This window comes from Streptomyces sp. NPDC055955 (assembly GCF_042270245.1).
Lineage (GTDB): Bacteria > Actinomycetota > Actinomycetes > Streptomycetales > Streptomycetaceae > Streptomyces.
Genome location: NZ_JBHJYS010000008.1, coordinates 104,319 through 122,404, shown reverse-complemented (window position 1 = coordinate 122,404; position 18,086 = coordinate 104,319). Strand labels below are relative to the sequence as shown.

At 70.5% G+C, this 18,086-nt stretch carries 17 protein-coding genes and 1 riboswitch; of the genes, 8 read left to right on the top strand and 9 right to left on the bottom strand.

The annotated features are described in order from the left end of the window. Window positions 1–5: 5 nt before the first annotated feature. Window positions 6–1,307, top strand: coding sequence for a phosphatidate cytidylyltransferase (locus ACFC96_RS18170; RefSeq protein ID WP_376259130.1), 1,302 nt, complete (start codon window positions 6–8; stop codon window positions 1,305–1,307). A gap of 362 nt (window positions 1,308–1,669) precedes the next feature. Here ACFC96_RS18170 and ACFC96_RS18165 read toward each other — a convergent pair whose 3' ends face one another. From ACFC96_RS18165 to ACFC96_RS18155, 3 genes are all read right to left on the bottom strand, one after another. Beyond that, window positions 1,670–2,233 carry a hypothetical protein gene (locus ACFC96_RS18165; RefSeq protein ID WP_376227481.1) on the bottom strand — a complete coding sequence of 188 codons (564 nt, stop codon included), beginning with the start codon at window positions 2,231–2,233 and terminating at the stop codon, window positions 1,670–1,672. Between the two features lie 291 nt (window positions 2,234–2,524). Beyond that, window positions 2,525–2,740 (bottom strand): hypothetical protein, encoded by a 216-nt coding sequence (locus ACFC96_RS18160; protein ID WP_376227483.1) that lies wholly within the window; start codon window positions 2,738–2,740, stop codon window positions 2,525–2,527. Continuing rightward, window positions 2,737–2,940, bottom strand: a complete 204-nt coding sequence (locus ACFC96_RS18155) for a hypothetical protein (protein WP_376613115.1) — start codon at window positions 2,938–2,940, stop codon at window positions 2,737–2,739. The genes ACFC96_RS18160 and ACFC96_RS18155 overlap by 4 nt, the downstream gene beginning before the upstream one ends. A gap of 276 nt (window positions 2,941–3,216) precedes the next feature. Between ACFC96_RS18155 and rlmN the strand changes: the two genes are divergently transcribed. The 5 genes from rlmN (at window position 3,217) to ACFC96_RS18130 (ending at window position 9,249) form a co-directional block, all read left to right on the top strand. After that, a complete protein-coding gene (rlmN, locus tag ACFC96_RS18150; protein WP_376259128.1) occupies window positions 3,217–4,323 on the top strand; it encodes a 23S rRNA (adenine(2503)-C(2))-methyltransferase RlmN in 1,107 nt (368 codons plus the stop codon). A gap of 24 nt (window positions 4,324–4,347) precedes the next feature. Continuing rightward, a riboswitch (TPP riboswitch) is annotated at window positions 4,348–4,453 on the top strand. A 78-nt stretch (window positions 4,454–4,531) separates the two neighbouring features. Continuing rightward, window positions 4,532–5,653: a thiamine ABC transporter substrate binding subunit gene (locus ACFC96_RS18145; RefSeq protein WP_376613113.1), complete on the top strand. Its 1,122-nt coding sequence runs from the start codon at window positions 4,532–4,534 to the stop codon at window positions 5,651–5,653. A gap of 107 nt (window positions 5,654–5,760) precedes the next feature. Beyond that, window positions 5,761–7,371: an ABC transporter permease gene (locus tag ACFC96_RS18140; RefSeq protein WP_376613111.1), complete on the top strand. Its 1,611-nt coding sequence runs from the start codon at window positions 5,761–5,763 to the stop codon at window positions 7,369–7,371. Next, complete coding sequence (locus ACFC96_RS18135) at window positions 7,371–8,426, top strand: ABC transporter ATP-binding protein (protein ID WP_376613109.1); 1,056 nt, start codon at window positions 7,371–7,373, stop codon at window positions 8,424–8,426. Before ACFC96_RS18140 ends, ACFC96_RS18135 begins: the two co-directional genes overlap by 1 nt. A 10-nt stretch (window positions 8,427–8,436) precedes the next feature. Next, window positions 8,437–9,249: a maleylpyruvate isomerase family mycothiol-dependent enzyme gene (locus ACFC96_RS18130; protein WP_376613107.1), complete on the top strand. Its 813-nt coding sequence runs from the start codon at window positions 8,437–8,439 to the stop codon at window positions 9,247–9,249. Window positions 9,250–9,351: 102 nt separating this feature from the next. Here the strand turns inward: ACFC96_RS18130 and ACFC96_RS18125 are convergent, their stop codons facing one another. The 6 genes from ACFC96_RS18125 to ACFC96_RS18100 all read right to left on the bottom strand — a co-directional run bounded on the left by ACFC96_RS18125 (window position 9,352) and on the right by ACFC96_RS18100 (window position 15,048). Then, window positions 9,352–10,491: an LOG family protein gene (locus tag ACFC96_RS18125; RefSeq protein WP_376613105.1), complete on the bottom strand. Its 1,140-nt coding sequence runs from the start codon at window positions 10,489–10,491 to the stop codon at window positions 9,352–9,354. A 32-nt stretch (window positions 10,492–10,523) separates the two neighbouring features. After that, window positions 10,524–10,931, bottom strand: coding sequence for a VOC family protein (locus tag ACFC96_RS18120; protein ID WP_376613104.1), 408 nt, complete (start codon window positions 10,929–10,931; stop codon window positions 10,524–10,526). A 151-nt stretch (window positions 10,932–11,082) separates the two neighbouring features. Beyond that, the gene (locus ACFC96_RS18115) at window positions 11,083–12,249 is read right to left on the bottom strand and encodes a hypothetical protein (protein ID WP_376613102.1); all 1,167 of its coding nucleotides are present in this window, start codon (window positions 12,247–12,249) and stop codon (window positions 11,083–11,085) included. Continuing rightward, window positions 12,231–12,977 carry an ABC transporter ATP-binding protein gene (locus ACFC96_RS18110; protein ID WP_376259111.1) on the bottom strand — a complete coding sequence of 249 codons (747 nt, stop codon included), beginning with the start codon at window positions 12,975–12,977 and terminating at the stop codon, window positions 12,231–12,233. The genes ACFC96_RS18115 and ACFC96_RS18110 overlap by 19 nt, the downstream gene beginning before the upstream one ends. Window positions 12,978–13,171: 194 nt before the next feature. Further along, the gene (locus ACFC96_RS18105) at window positions 13,172–14,551 is read right to left on the bottom strand and encodes an aspartate aminotransferase family protein (protein WP_116509314.1); all 1,380 of its coding nucleotides are present in this window, start codon (window positions 14,549–14,551) and stop codon (window positions 13,172–13,174) included. Further along, window positions 14,536–15,048: an Lrp/AsnC family transcriptional regulator gene (locus ACFC96_RS18100; protein ID WP_376259108.1), complete on the bottom strand. Its 513-nt coding sequence runs from the start codon at window positions 15,046–15,048 to the stop codon at window positions 14,536–14,538. Before ACFC96_RS18100 ends, ACFC96_RS18105 begins: the two co-directional genes overlap by 16 nt. A 165-nt stretch (window positions 15,049–15,213) precedes the next feature. Between ACFC96_RS18100 and ACFC96_RS18095 the strand changes: the two genes are divergently transcribed. Further along, a complete protein-coding gene (locus tag ACFC96_RS18095) occupies window positions 15,214–16,653 on the top strand; it encodes a gamma-aminobutyraldehyde dehydrogenase (protein ID WP_227297499.1) in 1,440 nt (479 codons plus the stop codon). 198 nt (window positions 16,654–16,851) lie between these two features. Then, window positions 16,852–18,045, top strand: coding sequence for a spermidine/putrescine ABC transporter substrate-binding protein (locus tag ACFC96_RS18090; protein ID WP_376613271.1), 1,194 nt, complete (start codon window positions 16,852–16,854; stop codon window positions 18,043–18,045). Window positions 18,046–18,086: the final 41 nt, after the last annotated feature.

Here is an 18,086-nt window from a genome sequence, read left to right as displayed (position 1 = left end):
AATCCGTGAACGACTCTTCCTGGGGAGCGCCGACCGGAGCCGGGTACTGGGGGCCGCCCGACCAGGGGCCTTCCCAGGGGGCTTCCCCGGCGGGTCCCGCGTACGAACAGCATGCGGTTGAGGAGACTCGGCCCATGCCCATCGTGCCCGAAATGCCCGACGTACCCGCCGGTGGTCGTGACCAGGACGACGATCGGGGGGCTGCTCGGCCGAGCGGTCCCCTGTTCCGCGACGAGTCGCCGGGCGGGACGCAGCACGAGCACCCTCATGGGCCCCGGCACGGGCAGCCGAGCGGGGACTCTCCTCACGGGCAGCCGAGCGGGGACTCTCCGTACGGGCAGCCGCGAGGGGCGCAGCACGAATCGCAGCATCCGACACAGCATCAGACGCAGCACCAGACGCCGTATGTGACGCCGCACGAGGCGCAGCAGCACGAGAGCCGGCAGGAGCCCATGCCAAGCGCCGCACAGCCCGTCCCCGCACCGCCGAAGAAGAGCGCGGGCCGTGACCTCGGGGCAGCCATAGGAGTCGGGGTGGGGCTCGGCGCGGTGATCGTCGCGTCGCTCTTCATCGTCAAGGCCGTGTTCATCGGCGTGATAGCGGTGGCCGTCGTCGTCGGCCTCTGGGAGCTCACCTCGCGGCTCGAGGAGCGCAAGGGCATCAAGGCGCCCCTCGTGCCGCTCGCGATCGGCGGCGCGGCGATGATCGTCGCCGGATACGTCCGTGGCACCGAGGGTGCCTGGGTGGCGATGGCGCTCACCGCGCTCGCGGTGCTGGTCTGGCGCATGACGGAGCCCCCCGAGGGCTACCTCAGGGACGTCACGGCCGGTGTCTTCGCCGCGTTCTACGTGCCGTTCCTCGCGACGTTCGTGGCGCTGATGCTCACCGCGGACGACGGACCGCAGCGTGTCCTGACGTTCCTGCTGCTCACGGTCGTCAGCGACACCGGCGCGTATGCGATCGGCTGGCGCTTCGGCAAGCACAAGCTCGCCCCGCGCATCAGCCCCGGCAAGACCCGCGAGGGCCTGGTCGGCGCGGTGACGTTCGCGATGGCGGCCGGCGCGCTGTGCATGCAGTTCCTGATCGACGACGGTGCCTGGTGGCAGGGGCTGCTGCTCGGGCTCGCCGTCGCGGCCAGCGCCACGCTCGGCGACCTCGGAGAGTCGATGATCAAGCGCGACCTCGGGATCAAGGACATGGGCACGCTCCTCCCCGGGCACGGCGGGATCATGGACCGCCTCGACTCGCTGCTTCCGACGGCGCCGGTGGTCTGGCTGCTCCTGGTGATCTTCGTCGGAGCCGGCTGACCGACCCGGAAGTCGCGGCTGGCCTCGGCGGATTCAGGTGACGGGCTCGTTGTCCACGGGACGACGGGCCCGTTGTCGTATGTCTGCGCCACTGGAAGGGGCCGGGGCGCGGCCGACGGGTGGCCGGTTGTTGGGCGCGGTCTGTCCGCGGTGGTGATGGCGAGAAGGGGAATGACTCGCGCCGCTCGGTAGGGACGGGTCCGCTTGTGCCCGATGCCCTGGTCGGTCGGCGTGCTGTGCCCCAGGTGTGACGTGGAGCGGGCGGAGCCGGGCGCCGCTGTGGACGGACGCCAGTGCGACGAGGCCGCATCGCCGGCCCGATTCCGACGGGCCGGCGATGCCCCGTGCTCAGGGCGGTGGCGTCACCACTCGTCGTGGTAGCGGATCACCCGGAAGCTGCCCACGACCCCGTCGTCGACGAAGACGCCTCCTCCCCAGCGGCTCCCTCGGTCGGTTTGGGGCGCGACACCATAAGTGGCGCCGTAAGGGCCGACCGTGGCCACCGGCGCACCGTTGTCGCAGTTGAACCCGCGGTAGACCTCGACGATCGCGTCGCTGTCGTTGTCGATGCTGAAACTGGTCGAGCCCAGTCCACTGGCAGCGGGGACGCAGCCCTCCGTGAAGGCGGAGTACGTGCGTTCGTTGAACTGGATTCTTCCCTCCTTCTTTCCGCCGTAGCCACGGTCGCGGTCCTCGTGGCCGCGGCCCTTGTTCCCCCCGCCGTCGGTGCGGTCGGTACCGGCGCGAGCCGCCGCGGGGGCGGCCTGCTTGACGGGCGGGGCGGCCCGCTTGGCCGGTGGTGCGACGTGCTTGGCCGGCGGGGCGGCCTGGGTCGATTCGGACTGTGCGGCATAGGTGATGCCGGTGGTGGCAAGAACCGCTGCCCCCACCGCGGCGGCGGACACGATGAAGATTCGCGTGGGCATGTCACTCCTCTCTTGCAGAGACGCCAGCTGGACAGCCGACCTGCGACGAACGTAGTAATCGGCTCATCGGCTGTCATTTCAGGACGGCTCAAGGTGTGACATCAGGCTGCTGAGCGAGTGGAATCCCTGCGCTCGGTGCATATCTCGGGGCTTTCCGGCGCAGCGCCGGAATCCTGGTCAGGGCGGGGCGGCGGTGGGGCCGAGAGGGCAGCCGCGGTGCGGCCGGGGCGGCGGTACGGCCCGCCTGCCGCACATCAGCCGGCGGCAGGCTCCGTCCGGAGGGAAAGCGGCTCACCCGGCGGGGCGGTACGAGCGCTGTCGTCGGTCGTCGTGCACCAGGATTCCCTGGGCCTCCATCCGGCGAAGGTGGTACAGCACGCTCGAGGGGCTGCTGAGTCCGACACCGGCGCCGATCTCGCGGACCGTCGGGTACTCCCCGGTTTCCGCGACCCACTCGCGGATGCATCGCACGATGCGCTCCTGGCGCTCGGTCAGATGGTCGATCACTGCGGGCCTCCCTCGCCTCGGGCCTGCCGCCGCAGTTCCACGCGCTCCGCGGGGCTGAGGGGGTAGGCCGCCAGTCGCACGGACAGGCGGTACAAGCGGCGTCGCAGTGCGGTGCGGCCCGGTTGCTCGGCGAGCCGCTCGTACGTGACGGCCCACTCGCGCTGTGTGTTCAGAACGTCATCGGGGAGGGGGTGGTCCATGTCTCGAATTAGAGCGCGTGTTCGATTTTCTCGGCAAGTGGACTCACCGGACTCCGGCCGGACGCGTACGGCTGCGCCCCGCTGCGTGCGGGAGACCCTGGGTGTGCGGTGGCTGGTAGCGCGCCGGCCTGCACGGATGCCGCCGCGTGGGCCGAGAGGCCGGGCCGTTCATGGGCCGCCGAGGCGGCCCGCCGCAGCCGATGGCGACCGGCGACGACCACCCCTCCCTTCTCGGCCTCCAGGTCACGCGAATGGATCTGCGACACTGGACGAGATATGCCTAAGCCCGGAGAACTCACTTTCGTCGCCCCGCGCGGAGCCAAGAAGCCGCCGCGGCACCTCGCCGACCTCTCGCCCGCCGAGCGGAAGGAGGCCGTCGCCGCGATCGGTGAGAAGCCGTTCCGCGCCAAGCAGCTGTCGCAGCACTACTTCTCGCGGTTCGCGCACGACCCCGCGGAGTGGACCGACATCCCCGCCGCCTCGCGCAGCAAGCTGCAGGAGGCGCTGCTTCCGGAGCTGATGACGGTCGTCCGGCATCTGTCGACGGACCAGGACACCACCCGCAAGACCCTGTGGCGGCTCTTCGACGGCACGCTCGTCGAGTCCGTACTGATGCGCTACCCGGACCGGGTCACCATGTGCATCAGCTCGCAGGCCGGCTGCGGGATGAACTGCCCGTTCTGCGCCACGGGACAGGCCGGCCTCGACCGGAACCTGTCGACGGGCGAGATCGTGCACCAGATCGTCGACGGCATGCGCGCGCTGCGCGACGGCGAGATCCCGGGCGGCCCGGCGCGCCTGAGCAACATCGTCTTCATGGGCATGGGCGAGCCCCTGGCCAACTACAAGCGGGTCGTGGGTGCCATCCGCGCGCTCACCGACCCCGAGCCGGACGGCGTCGGCCTCTCGCAGCGTGGGATCACCGTCTCGACCGTCGGTCTGGTGCCCGCCATGCACCGGTTCGCCGACGAGGGACTCAAGTGCCGCCTCGCCGTCTCGCTGCACGCTCCCGACGACGAGCTGCGCGACACCCTCGTCCCGGTCAATACGCGCTGGAAGGTCCGCGAGGTCCTCGACGCGGCGTGGGAGTACGCGGAGAAGTCGGGCCGCCGCATCTCGATCGAGTACGCGCTCATCCGGGACATCAACGACCAGGCCTGGCGTGGTGACCGGCTCGGCCGCCTGCTCAAGGGCAAGCGCGTCCACGTCAACCTGATCCCGCTGAACCCGACGCCGGGCTCGAAGTGGACGGCCTCGCGCCCCGAGGACGAGAAGGCGTTCGTCGAGGCCATCGCGGCCCACGGCGTGCCGGTCACCGTCCGCGACACCCGTGGCCAGGAGATCGACGGGGCATGCGGTCAGCTCGCCGCCACCGAGCGGTAATCTGACGGGCGTACTTACATCTTCATATTCCGACAGGGGAGCGCCACAGCGCTGAGAGTGCGGCATCGGCCGCAGACCCTCTGAACCTTGCCCAGGTCATTCTGGGTAGGAAGTTCGGTCGCCACTCAAGCTGTTGTGTCCTGCCCGGGAATCGTCCGCGATCCCGGGCAGGGCCGCGTCTCTTCCTGGTCACCCAGGAGGGAACTCAGTGAGCACCATCATCAAGGCCACGGCCGTCGCCGTGGCGGCCGGTCTCGGACTCGTCACGCTCTCCGCGTGCGGGGGATCCGACTCCGGCAAGGACGCGGCGGACTCCAAGACCGTCACTCTCGTCAGCCATGACTCGTGGGCCGTCTCCAAGAACGTGCTCAAGGACTTCGAGAAGCGCTCCGGCTACAAGGTCACGGTCCTGAAGGACGGTGACGCGGGCGAGGCCGTGAACAAGGCCATCCTGTCCAAGGACAACCCGCAGGGCGACGTCCTCTTCGGCGTCGACAACACGCTCCTGTCGCGCGCCCTCGACAACGGGCTCTTCCAGCCGTACGCGGCCAAGGGCCTGGACCAGGTGGGGTCCGAGTTCCAGCTCGACAAGGACAAGCACCGGGTCACCCCGATCGACACCGGCAACATCTGCGTCAACTACGACAAGAAGTACTTCGCCGATCACAAGCTGACGCCGCCCGCCTCGTTCGACGACCTCGCCAAGCCCGCGTACAAGAACCTGCTGGTCACCGAGAACGTGTCGACGTCGTCGCCCGGCCTCGGCTTCCTGCTCGGCAGTGCCGCGCAGTACGGCGACGGCGGCACCTCCCGCTCGGGTGAAGCCGGGAGCGGGGAAGGCTGGCAGGGCTACTGGAAGAAGCTCAAGGCCAACGGCGTGAAGGTCGTCGACGGTTGGGAGCAGGCCTACAACGAGGAGTTCTCGGGCTCAGCCGGCGGCAGGAAGGCGGGCGGTGACCGGCCGCTCGTCGTGTCGTACGCGTCGTCGCCGCCGGCCGAGGCGATCTACTCGGACCCGCAGCCGAAGACCGCCCCGACCGGGGTGGCGACCGGCACCTGCTTCCGCCAGACCGAGTTCGCCGGCCTGCTGAGCAACGCGAAGAACGAGAAGGGCGGCAAGGCGCTCCTCGACTTCCTGATCGCGAAGGAGTTCCAGCAGGACATGCCGCTGAACATGTTCGTGGACCCGGTGACGAAGGACGCGGCCCTGCCCGCCGACTACGCGAAGTACGACGTCGAGGTCGACGCCCCGAAGACCATGGCGCCGAAGAAGATCGCCGACAACCGTGACGCCTGGGTCAAGTCGTGGACCTCACTCGTACTGAAGTGACGTCCCCCGGGGAACCTCCGGTGAAGCGCCCGGCATCGCGCCCGGGCACGCCTGCGGTGACTCCCCGTAAGGGCCGTCGGCGCGGGAGCGCGGCTCGGCTCGGCCTCATGGCCGTGCCCGTCGCGTTCTTCGCGGTCTTCTTCGCCTATCCGGTCGCGGCGATCGTCTCGCGCGGCCTGAAGGCGGGCGGCCACTGGCAGTTCGGGCGGATCACCGACGTGCTCGGGCAGCCCGACATCCAGCACGTCCTGTGGTTCACGACCTGGCAGGCGTTCGCCTCGACCGTGCTCACGCTGCTGATCGCGCTCCCCGGCGCGTACGTCTTCGCGCGCTTCGAGTTCAGGGGCAAGCAGGTTCTGAGAGCCGCCGTCACCGTGCCGTTCGTGCTGCCGACCGTCGTCGTCGGCACGGCGTTCCTGGCGCTGGTGGGCCGCGGCGGGCTGCTCGACGGCCTGTGGGGCGTACGCCTCGACACCACGGTGTGGGCGATCCTGCTCGCCCATGTCTTCTTCAACTACGCCGTCGTCGTGCGCACCGTGGGCGGACTGTGGTCGCAGCTCGACCCGCGGCAGGAGGAGGCCGCCCGGATGCTGGGCGCCTCCCGCTGGACGGCCTGGCGGAAGGTGACGCTGCCCGCGCTCGGGCCGGCCGTCGCGGCCGCCGCGCTGATGGTCTTCCTCTTCGCGTTCACGTCGTTCGGCGTGGTCCAGATCCTCGGCGGGCCGACGTTCTCCACTCTCGAGGTCGAGATCTACCGGCAGACCGCGCAGATCTTCGACCTCTCCACGGCGGCCGTCCTCACGATCGTGCAGTTCGCCGCCGTGGGGATCATTCTCGCCGTGCACGCATGGAGCGTTCGCCGGCAGGAGAGCGCGCTGCGCCTCGTGGACGCGGCGCACACCGCCCGACGCCCGCGCGGCCCGGGCCAGTGGGCGCTGCTCGCCGGGGTGGTCGCCACCGTCGCGGTACTGATCCTGCTGCCGCTCGGTGTGCTGATCCAGAGGTCCTTCGAGGGGCCGGACGGCTTCGGCTTCTCCTACTACACGGCGCTCACCTCGTCCGACAGCGGTGCGTTCCTGGTGCCGCCGATCGAGGCGATCGGAAACTCCCTCACGTACGCGCTCGCCGCCACCGCCCTCGCGGTCGTGATCGGCGGACTCGCCGCCGCGGCCCTGACGCGCAGGGCCGGGCGTCTCGTACGGGGCTTCGACGCGCTCCTCATGCTGCCGCTCGGCGTCTCCGCCGTCACCGTCGGCTTCGGCTTCCTGATCACTCTGGACAAGCCGCCCCTCGACCTGCGCGGCACCTGGATCCTGGTTCCGCTGGCCCAGGCCCTCGTCGGGGTGCCCTTCGTCGTCCGCACCATGCTGCCGGTCCTGCGCGCGGTCGACGGGCGGTTGCGCGAGGCCGCCGCCGTCCTCGGTGCCTCGCCGCTGCGGGCCTGGCGCGAGGTCGATCTGCCGATGGTGCGCAGGGCTCTGCTGATCGCGGCCGGATTCGCGTTCGCCGTGTCGCTCGGCGAGTTCGGGGCGACCGTGTTCATCGCCCGCCCGGACCACCCGACCCTGCCGGTCGCCGTGGCGCGGCTCCTCGGCCGCGCCGGTGACCTCAACTACGGCCAGGCAATGGCCCTTTCGACGATTCTCATGGTGGTGTGCGCGGTGTCGCTGCTGCTGCTCGAACGCATCCGCACGGACCGTACGACGGGAGAGTTCTGATGGCCCTGCTGACCCTGGACGACGCGACCGTGCGGTTCGACGGTCCGTCCGCAGCGGCGCATGCGGCGCTCGACCGGATCGATCTGGAGGTCGCCGAGCACGAGATCGTGTGTGTGCTCGGCCCCAGCGGCAGCGGCAAGTCGACGCTGCTGAGGGTCGTGGCCGGGCTCCAGGCGCTCGACGGGGGACGTGTGTTCCTCGACGGCCGTGACCAGTCGGGCGTGCCCGCGCACCGGCGGGGCGTCGGCCTCATGTTCCAGGACCACCAGCTGTTCCCGCAGCGCGACGTGGGCGGCAACGTCGCCTTCGGGCTGCGGATGCACGGCGCCACGCGCTCCGAACAGCAGCTCCGCGTGGGCGAGTTGCTGGCGCTGGTCGGGTTGCCCGGGGCCGACGGGCGCGCCGTGGGCTCGCTGTCCGGCGGCGAGCAGCAGCGCGTGGCCCTCGCCAGGGCGCTCGCCCCGCGACCCCGCCTGCTCATGCTCGACGAGCCGCTCGGCCAGCTCGACCGCTCGCTGCGGGAGCGTCTCGTCGTCGAACTCAGGGAGCTCTTCGGCGAGTTGGGCACGACGGTGCTGGCCGTGACCCACGACCAGGGCGAGGCCTTCGCGCTCGCCGACCGCGTCGTGGTGATGCGCGACGGACGGATAGCCCAGTCCGGTACGCCACTTGAGGTGTGGCAGCACCCGGCCGACGCGTTCGTGGCACGCTTCCTCGGATTCGACAACGTGGTCGACGCCACGGTCGTCGGGGAGGTGGCCGACACGCCCTGGGGAAAGCTGCCGGTGCCCGCGGGGTCCCCGCAGGGCCGCGCCGAGATCCTCGTCAGGCCCGCGGGCGTACGCCTCGTGCCCGCCGCCGAGGCTCAGTTGACGTGCGCGGTCACCGCGCGCACCTTCCGCGGCACGCATGTGGCCGTACACCTCCAGGCCACGAGGGCGCCCCGCCTCGAAGCGGCCTGCGCGCTGCGGGACGCGCCCGAGCCGGGGGACGAGGTCGGGGTGGCGTTCGACGCGGGCGAAATCGTGGTGCTGGACGGCCCGCCCGCCGCATAGGGTCCGCCGTATGACGACGGAGACAGCGGCATCCGGACAGCTCGCCCATGACCGCTACTGCGACGAAGTCGTCGCGCAGAGCGCCCTGCTGGCCGGGCATCTCGTCGGCGCCGACCTCACGGCGACGGTGCCGACCTGCCCCGACTGGACCCTGCGCGACCTCGTCGTGCACCTCGGCGGCGCGCACCGCTGGGTCGAGGCGATCGTACGGACCGGGGCCACCGAGGAGATCCCCGACGAGAAGGTACCGGGCTTCGAAGGGCCCGCCAGCGACGACCCGGCCGAGCTGGCGGCCTGGCTCGCGGAAGGCGCCGAACTGACCGCGCGGGCACTGCGGGCAGCCGGCCCCGACACTCGCGTCTGGACCTGGTCCTGGCAGCGGACCACGGGGTTCTGGGCGCGCCGCATGACGCACGAGACCGTGATCCACCGGGCGGACGCGGCGCTCACGGCGCGGGCCGCGTACGAGGTGGCGCCCGAACTCGCCGCCGACGCGATCGACGAATGGCTGCAGATCGTCGCGTACGCCCAGCGGTCGGACCCGTCCGACGCTGCGGCGGAGCTGCGCGGCGGCGGGCGCAGCCTGCACCTCCACGCCACCGGCGCACCGGCGGAGCTGAACGCCGAATGGCTGGTCGAGCTGGGCGAGGACGGGTTCACCTGGCGCCGCGGCCACGAGAAGGCGACCGTCGCCCTTCGGGGGCCGCTGACCGATGTGCTGCTCGCGTTCTATCGGCGCGCGCCGCTCGACGGCGGACGGGTGGAGGTCCTGGGAGAGCGGGAACTGCTGGACTTCTGGCTGGAACGAGCGACGTTCGGGTAGCCCGGACCCGGCTTCCGTGCCGTCCGCCGAGGAGTTCAGCCTGCCGCGGAGTTCAGCCGACCGCAGAGTTCAGCCCGTGAAGGGGTTCAGCCTCCGAAGGCTTCAGCTCAGCTTCGCCAGCGCGTCCGCGGCTTCCTCCACGGTGTCCACCAGAGCGATCCGCGCGTCCATCGAGCGTTCGTGGGCCAAGGCGGTGAGCAGGGGCCAGGCGGGCAGGCGCTCCGTCCAGTGGGCGCGGCCGACGAGGACCATGGGGGTGGGCGCACCCCGGGACTCGTAGTAGTTCGGCGTCGCGTTGTCGAATATCTCCTGGACGGTGCCGGCCGCGCCCGGCAGGAAGACCACTCCCGCGTTCGAGCGGGCCAGGAGCCCGTCCTCGCGGGTGGCGTTCGCGAAGTACTTCGCTATGTGCCCGGCGAAGACGTTCGGCGGCTCGTGCCCGTAGAACCAGGTGGGCATGCCGACCGAGTCGCCGCCGTCCGGCCAGCGGGAGCGAACCTCGAAGGCGGCCGACGCCCACGCCGTGACGGACGGGGTGAACGAGGGGGCGGCGGACAGGAGCCGGAGCGCCTCGGTCAGCATCCCGTCGTCGAACCGTGCCGCGTACGCGCCCAGGTTCGCCGCCTCCATCGCGCCCGGTCCGCCGCCCGTGGCGACGGTGACCCCGGAGCGCGCGAGCGTCCTGCCGAGCCGCGCCGCGCCGGCGTACCCGTCCGTGCCGCGCGTCATCGCGTGACCGCCCATGACCCCCACCACCCTTGTGTCGACGAGGAGTTCGTCGAGGGCGTCGGAGACGGAGTCGTCGTGCACGGCTCGCAGCATCGACGTGAAGACGTCGCGGTCGGTCTTGGTCCGCTGGAACCAGTCGTACGCGTGGGCATCCGGCGTGGACTCGTACCCGCCCTCCGTCAGGCCCGTGAACAGCTCGTCGGGGGAGTAGAGACGGCCCCGGTACGGGTCGAAGGGAAGGCCGGGGACCGGCGGGAAGACCAGGGCGCCGGTGGCGCGGATCCGGGCCGCGGCGTCGGGCCCCATCGGACAGCCGAGGAAGACGGCGCCCTCGGCGTCCAGGGCGAGCAGCTCGTCCGTACGCTCCGTCAGGTCGACGGCCTGCACGCGGCGTCCGGCGAGCGAGCCGTGCGCGGCCACGACCTCGTCGAACTCGTCGAGGGACTCGATCTCACGGCCGGCGTCCGTGTGCGGGATCGCGGGCCTGCGCGGGGCGGGTTCAGAGGTCAGCACCCGCCCATGCTAGGGGGCCGTACCCGTGAAGATCAGCCCTGGACCACCGCCGGGTCCATCCACATGATCTCCCAGGTGTGGCCGTCCGGGTCGTCGAAGGCCCGGCCGTACATGAAGCCGTGGTCCTGCTTCTCGCCGGTCTCGGTGCCGCCCGCGGCGATCGCCTTGTCGACGAGCTCGTCGACCTTCTCGCGGCTCTCGGCGCTCAGACACAGCAGCACCTCGGTGTTCTTGGTCGAGTCGACGATCGTCTTCTGCGTGAAGCCGGCGTACTTCTCCTTGGTGAGCAGCATGACCACGATGTGCTCGCTGACCACCACGGAGGCGCAGGTCTCGTCGGAGAACTGCGGGTTGATCGAGTACCCGAGCTCGGTGAAGAACTTCTTCGACGCGTCGAGGTCGTTCACGGCGAGGTTCGGGAAGATCATCTGCTGGTACATGGTGGGGCCGTCGCTTTCGCTCGCTGGTTTCGGTGGTGCGTCGCTGTGCCGTACGCAGAGTTAGACGTGCCGCTCGCGCGTAACTCATCGCCCGCGGCGAACTTTCTTGCGATCTCTTTCGGGGCCCGCGGGGAGAGGGCTCGGGCCCCGCTCAGGCGGCGAGCGGGAGCGCCGCCAGTTCCGCGACGGTCCACGTCAGCAGCCCGAACACGGCGAGCAGCGTCGCCGCGCGCAACCCGGCCGCGCCGCGGAGGAGACTCGTGGGGGCGCCGAGCCGGAGCAGGGCGGCCGTGGTGTCGGAGCGGGCGTGCTTGGCCTCGACCGCGGCCGTCAGGAGTGTGGCGACCGTGCAGCCCATGACGAGGACGGCGCCGAGCGCGGACAGCGGGCCGAGGTCGGGCTGACGTCCCGACCAGAGGGTGAGCCCCGCGTACACGCCGGAGGCCACCGCGCAGACCACGCCCAGGGGGCGGCCGATACGACGGGCCTCCTCCTGAAGCACCCGGCCCGCCAGGAGCCGCGCCGCCCCGGGCCGCACCGACTGAAGGGCCCGGCCGCACTGGTACGTCAGTCCGGGACCCGCGAGCGCGAGGCCGAGGGCGGTCAGTGTCCAGCCGGCCAGCACGCCCGCCGGGCTGCCGCCGAGACCGCCCGGCATCGGGAACCCCGCGGTGCCGGGCGCGCGGGAGGCGTATGTCTCCACGGCGAGGCCCATGGCCAGCAGCGCCACGCCCCAGGGCAGGCCGGTCGGTGCGGGAACCGGGGCGGCGGGATCGCGTGGGTCCGGCTGGGGCTCGCCGGCCTTGGCGGCGCGCGGGCGCAGCACGAGGGCACAGACGCCGGACGCGGCGAGCGGGACCAGGGCGAGCAGGGTCAGGGTGGCGGCCATGGGCAGGGGCTGGTCTGCGGCGAGGAGACCGCGGGCCGCCCCGTCGAAGGGCAGCCCGGAGAGGTCGCCGCGCAGGTGCAGGAAGACCAGCAGCGCCAGCATCGAGCCGAGCGTGCAGGCGACCGCGGTGGAGGTCGCCGAGATGAGCGTCAGGCGTGCCGGGCCGAGGCCGACCGCGGACAGGCCGGGACGCGGTTTGGTGCCCGGGTCGGTGCGGGCGACGGCGACGGCGAGGTGGACGGTCGCGGCGATCGGCACCACGCACCAGGCCAGCCGCAGTACGGATCCGGTGGAGGCTTCGGGGTGGCCCATCGCGTGGCCGAGTGTGCACAGCAGAAGGAACCCGGTGCCGGCGGAGGCGGCCGTGACCAGGAGCCTGCGCAGCTGGACGACGGGCTGGCCCCCGCGGGCTAGACGGAGAGCGAGCACGCGGCCCGGCCTTCCGCGTCGGTGCCGCCGGATGCCCCGGGCAGATGGACCGTGTTCACGCGGCGCCCGTCGAGGAGCGCCATCGTGCGGTCGGCCAGGGCGGCCACCTCGGTGTCGTGCGTGGCGAGGACGACGGTGATGCCGTGCGAGCGGGACGCGGCCATCAGGGTGCGCAGGACGTGGGCGCGGTCGGCGCGGTGCAGGGGCGCCGTGGGCTCGTCGGCGAAGAGCACCGAGGGCGCGGTCACCAGGGCGCGGGCGATGGCGACGCGCTGGCGTTCCGACTGGATCAGGGCGTGCGGCCGCTTGCGGGCGCACATGCCGATGTCGAGACGCTCCAGCCACTCCAGGGCACTGGCCTTGGCGGCGCGGCGGCTGCCGCCGCGCATCATCAGGGCGAGCGCCGTGTTCTCCCAGGCGTTCAGCTCGGGCACGAGGTGAGGCTCGGGGTCGATCCAGGCGAAGCGGTCGCGGCGCAGCCGTTCCCTGACGAGCGCGCCCATGGTGTGCACGGGGGTGCTGTTGAACCAGACCTCGCCCTGCTGTGGCAGGAGCTGGCCGGAGAGGCACTGCAGGAGCGTCGTCTTGCCGCTGCCGCGCGGCCCGGTGACGGCGAGGACCTCGCCCTCGCGGACACCGAGCGAGACGCCGGCGAGCGCGGGGGAGCCGTTGTGGGAGAAGTGCAGGGCGCGTGCCCAGATTACGTCGTTGTCCGGTGGGGCCACCATGGCGAACACCTCGCTCAGAGACTGCAGATCAGAAATGCCGTAAGACGATCCGTCCCCCTTACGGGGGAACGAAGGCAGGGCCGATCGGTCACTGGGCACGCTAGGTATTCGCCGGCGCGCGTCGGGAAAGGACGCGGCCCGGCCGCCCCCATCTCACTCGGATGGGCGCAGCCGGGCCGCGGGAGCCGTCAGGCTCAGATCTTGCTCCAGGCCTCCGTGAGGACCTGGCGGATGATGCCCTCTATCTCGTCGAAGGTGGACTGGTCCGAGATCAGCGGCGGCGACAGCTGGATGACCGGGTCACCACGGTCGTCGGCGCGGCAGTACAGGCCGTACTCGTAGAGCTTCTTGGACACGAAGCCGTAGAGCACGCGCTCCGACTCCTCGTCCGTGAAGGACTCCTTGGTGTCCTTGTCCTTGACGAGCTCGATGCCGTAGAAGAAGCCGTTGCCGCGGACGTCGCCGACGATCGGCAGGTCGTGCAGCTTCTGCAGCGTCTTGAGGAAGTTGGCCTCGTTGTCGAGCACGTGCTGGTTGAGACCCTCGCGCTCGAACAGGTCGAGGTTGGCGAGCGCCACGGCCGAGGAGACCGGGTGGCCACCGAAGGTGTAGCCGTGCAGGAAGGTGTTGTCACCCTTGTAGAACGGCGCCGCGATCCGGTCGGAGACGATGGTCGCACCGATCGGGGAGTAGCCCGAGGTCATGCCCTTGGCGCAGGTGATGATGTCCGGGATGTAGCCGAACTTGTCACAGGCGAACATCGTGCCGAGGCGGCCGAAGGCGCAGATGACCTCGTCCGAGACGAGCAGCACGTCGTACTGGTCGCAGATCTCGCGCACGCGCTGGAAGTAGCCGGGCGGCGGCGGGAAGCAGCCACCGGCGTTCTGCACGGGCTCGAGGAAGACCGCGGCGACCGTCTCGGGGCCCTCGAAGAGGATCTCCTGCTCGATCTGGTCGGCGGCCCAGCGGCCGAAGGCCTCGGGGTCGTCGCCGTGGATCGGGGCGCGGTAGATGTTGGTGTTCGGGACCTTGTGCGCGCCCGGCACCAGCGGCTCGAACGGGGCCTTCAGGCCCGGCAGGCCGGTGATGGACAGCGCGCCCTGCGGGGTGCCGTGGTAGGCCACCGCGCGGGAGATCACCTTGTACTTGGTGTGGTTGCCGTTCAGCTTGTGGTACTGCTTCGCAAGCTTCCAGGCGGTCTCGACGGCCTCGCCACCACCGGTGGAGAAGAAGACCTTGTTGAGGTCACCCGGGGCGTAGTGGGCGAGGCGCTCGGCCAGCTCCACGGCCTTCGGGTGGGCGTACGACCACACGGGGAAGAAGGCCAGCTCGGACGCCTGCTTGGCGGCGACCTCGGCGAGCTCCCTGCGTCCGTGGCCGGCCTGCACGACGAACAGGCCCGCGAGCCCGTCGAGGTACTTCTTGCCCTTGTCGTCGTAGATGTAGGTGCCCTCGCCACGCACGATGGTGGGAACGGGCGCGTTCTCGTACGACGACATGCGGGTGAAGTGCATCCACAGGTGGTCGTACGCGGTTCGGCTGAGGTCCTTGCTCACGGCTATCGGGTTCCCCACATATAGGTCTGCTTCTTGAGCTTGAGGTAGACGAAGCTCTCGGTGGAGCGCACGCCGGGAAGGGCCCGGATGCGTTTGTTGATGACGTCCAGGAGTTGGTCGTCGTCCTCACACACGACCTCCGCGAGGAGGTCGAACGAGCCCGCGGTCATGACCACGTACTCGACTTCCGGCATGGCCGTCAGCGCTTCGGCGACAGGATCGAGGTCACCCTCCGCGTTGATACCGACCATCGCCTGCCGACGGAAACCCACGGTGAGCGGGTCCGTGACGGCGACGATCTGCATCACGCCCTGGTCGAGCAGCTTCTGGACGCGCTGTCGCACGGCCGCTTCGGAGAGGCCCACGGCCTTGCCGATGGCGGCGTAGGGCCTACGGCCGTCTTCCTGGAGCTGTTCGATGATGGCGAGGGAAACGGCGTCGAGCGGCGGGGTGCCGGTGCCGTTCCTCGATCCCTTTGGGTCTGCGCTGCGACTGGCCACGCCCCCACCATGCACGAGGAGTCGACAGTTGTGCAAGCCCGAAGCGATGAAATTCGTTGTTTGAGGGCTCGATGTTCACGGATTTCGCAGATCTGGCGGGGCGGGGGGTGTTGAAAGCGTGGGACTACGGATTAGGGTGGTATCTCATCCAATGGACATCCGACCAGGAGGGCCGCCTCAGTGACCAGCGAGCTGCGTCGTCTGCGCAATTACATCGACGGTGAGTTCCGGGACGCCGCCGACGGACGGACCACCGAGGTGGTCAACCCGGCCAACGGTGAGGCGTACGCAACCGCCCCCCTGTCCGGCGACGCCGACGTGGACGCCGCCATGGCCGCCGCCGCGGCCGCGTTCCCCGCCTGGCGCGACCTCACCCCCAGTGAGCGCCAGAAGGCCCTCCTCAAGATCGCGGACGCGTTCGAGGAGCGGGCCGAGGAGCTCATCGCCGCCGAGGTCGAGAACACCGGCAAGCCGACCGGCCTGACCCGGTCCGAGGAAATCCCGCCCATGGTCGACCAGATCCGCTTCTTCGCGGGTGCGGCGCGCATGCTCGAGGGCCGCTCGGCCGGCGAGTACATGGAGGGCCTGACCTCGATCATCCGCCGCGAGCCCATCGGCGTCTGCGCCCAGGTCGCGCCGTGGAACTACCCGATGATGATGGCCGTGTGGAAGTTCGCCCCGGCGCTCGCCGCGGGCAACACGGTCGTCCTGAAGCCGTCGGACACCACCCCGGCCTCCACGGTTCTGATCGCCGAGATCATCGGCTCCATCGTCCCCAAGGGCGTCTTCAACGTCATCTGCGGTGACCGCGAGACCGGCCGCGCGATGGTCGAGCACAAGACCCCGGCGATGGCCTCCATCACCGGCTCCGTGCGCGCCGGCATCTCGGTGGCCGAGTCCGCCGCCAAGGACGTCAAGCGCGTCCACCTGGAGCTCGGCGGCAAGGCCCCGGTCGTCGTCTTCGAGGACACCGACATCGCCAAGGCCGTCGAGGACATCTCGACGGCGGGCTTCTTCAACGCGGGCCAGGACTGCACGGCCGCCACCCGCGTCCTCGTCCACGAGTCCATCCACGACGAGTTCGTCCAGGCCCTCGCCAAGGCGGCGGCCGACACGAAGACCGGTCAGCCGGACGACGAGGACGTGCTCTACGGGCCTCTCAACAACCCGAACCAGCTCGCCCAGGTCACCGGCTTCATCGAGCGCCTGCCCGCGCACGCGAAGGTCGAGGCCGGCGGCCACCGTGTCGGCGACAAGGGCTACTTCTACGCCCCGACCGTCGTCTCGGGCGTCAAGCAGGACGACGAGATCATCCAGAACGAGGTCTTCGGCCCGGTCATCACCGTCCAGTCCTTCGCGGACGAGGCGCAGGCCGTCGAGTGGGCGAACGGCGTGGAGTACGCGCTGGCCTCCTCGGTCTGGACGAAGGACCACGCGCGCGCGATGCGCATGTCCAAGATCCTCGACTTCGGCTGTGTGTGGATCAACACCCACATCCCGCTGGTCGCCGAGATGCCGCACGGCGGCTTCAAGAAGTCCGGCTACGGCAAGGACCTGTCGGCGTACGGCTTCGACGACTACACGCGCATCAAGCACGTCATGACGTCGATCGAGGGCTGATCGGCGGTACCGACCCGCACCACCCGCCCCCGCGTGGCTCCGGCCGCGCGGGGGCGGTCGCGTGTCCGGGGCAGGCGGGTGATCGGCGGGGCGCCGGGTGATCGACAGTGTGTCGGCTCTCACCCCGTCGGCTTGACGCAGCGTCCATTGTCCGGCCCGGCCGGCCGCGGGCATCCTGCTCACGTGCGAGCGACCCCGATGAACCTCAAGCCGTCCCTGTCCCGCCGTTCCCTGATGCGCGCCCTGGGCGGAGGTGCCACGGCCGCGGCGGTCGGCGCGCTCGCCTCGGGATGCGGTGTGCCCGCCGCCTACGTCGCGCCGGGGGACCGCGCCGCGACCGACCGCTCCGGCAGCGACAAGCGACTCGTCTTCGCCAACTGGCCGCTCTACATCGACGTCGACGACGACGATCCGTCGAAGCGGCCCACGCTCGACGCCTTCGGCAAGCAGTCCGGGATCGACGTCAAGTACATCGAGGAGATCAACGACAACGACGAGTTCTTCGGCAAGATCAGCCCGTCCCTGATGAACCATCAGAAGACTGGCCGGGACCTCATCGTCATCAGCGACTGGATGTGCGCCAAGTTCGTGACGCTCGGCTGGGTCCAGGAGATGGACCGTGCCCGGCAGCCGCACGTCGCCAAGTACCTCGACCCGCTGCTGCGTTCACCGCACTTCGACCCCGGCCGCAAGTACACCGTGCCGTGGCAGTCGGGTATCACCGGCATCGCGTACAACAAGCGCAGGGTCGGGCGCGAGATCAAGCACGTGTCCGACCTGTGGGCGGCCGACCTCAAGGGCAAGGTCACGCTGCTGTCCGGGCTCGACGAGTCGTTCGCTCTGCTCATGCAGGGCAACGGCGTCGACATCACCCGGTGGACCCCGGACGACTTCCACCGCGTGTGCGACCAGGTCGAGAAGCTCGTCAAGAGCCATCACATCCGCCGCTTCACCGGCAACGACTACATCAAGGACCTCTCCAGCGGCGACGTCCTCGCCTGCCAGGCCTACAGCGGTGACGTCATCCAGCTCAAGGCCGACGACCCAGACATCGAGTTCGTCGTGCCCGAGGAGGGCGGCGAGCTGTGGGCCGAGTCGCTGATGATCCCCAACCTCGCCGACCACAAGCGCAACGCCGAGACCCTCATCGACTACTACTACCGGCCGGAGGTCGCCGCAGAGCTGGCCGCATGGGTCAACTACGTGAGCCCCGTGCCGGCCGCCCGCGAGATCCTCGCCGACTCGAAGGACAAGGACACCGCGGCACTCGCCGAGGACCCGCTGATCTTCCCCGACGACACGATGCGACGACGGCTCGCGATCGCGCGCGACATCACGTCCGAGGAGCGCCCGGAACTCGCCAAGCGGTGGAACACGATCGCGGGGTTGTGAGTTCGCAGGGCGGTGCGGGCGGGCCGGTCGGTTCCGGCCCG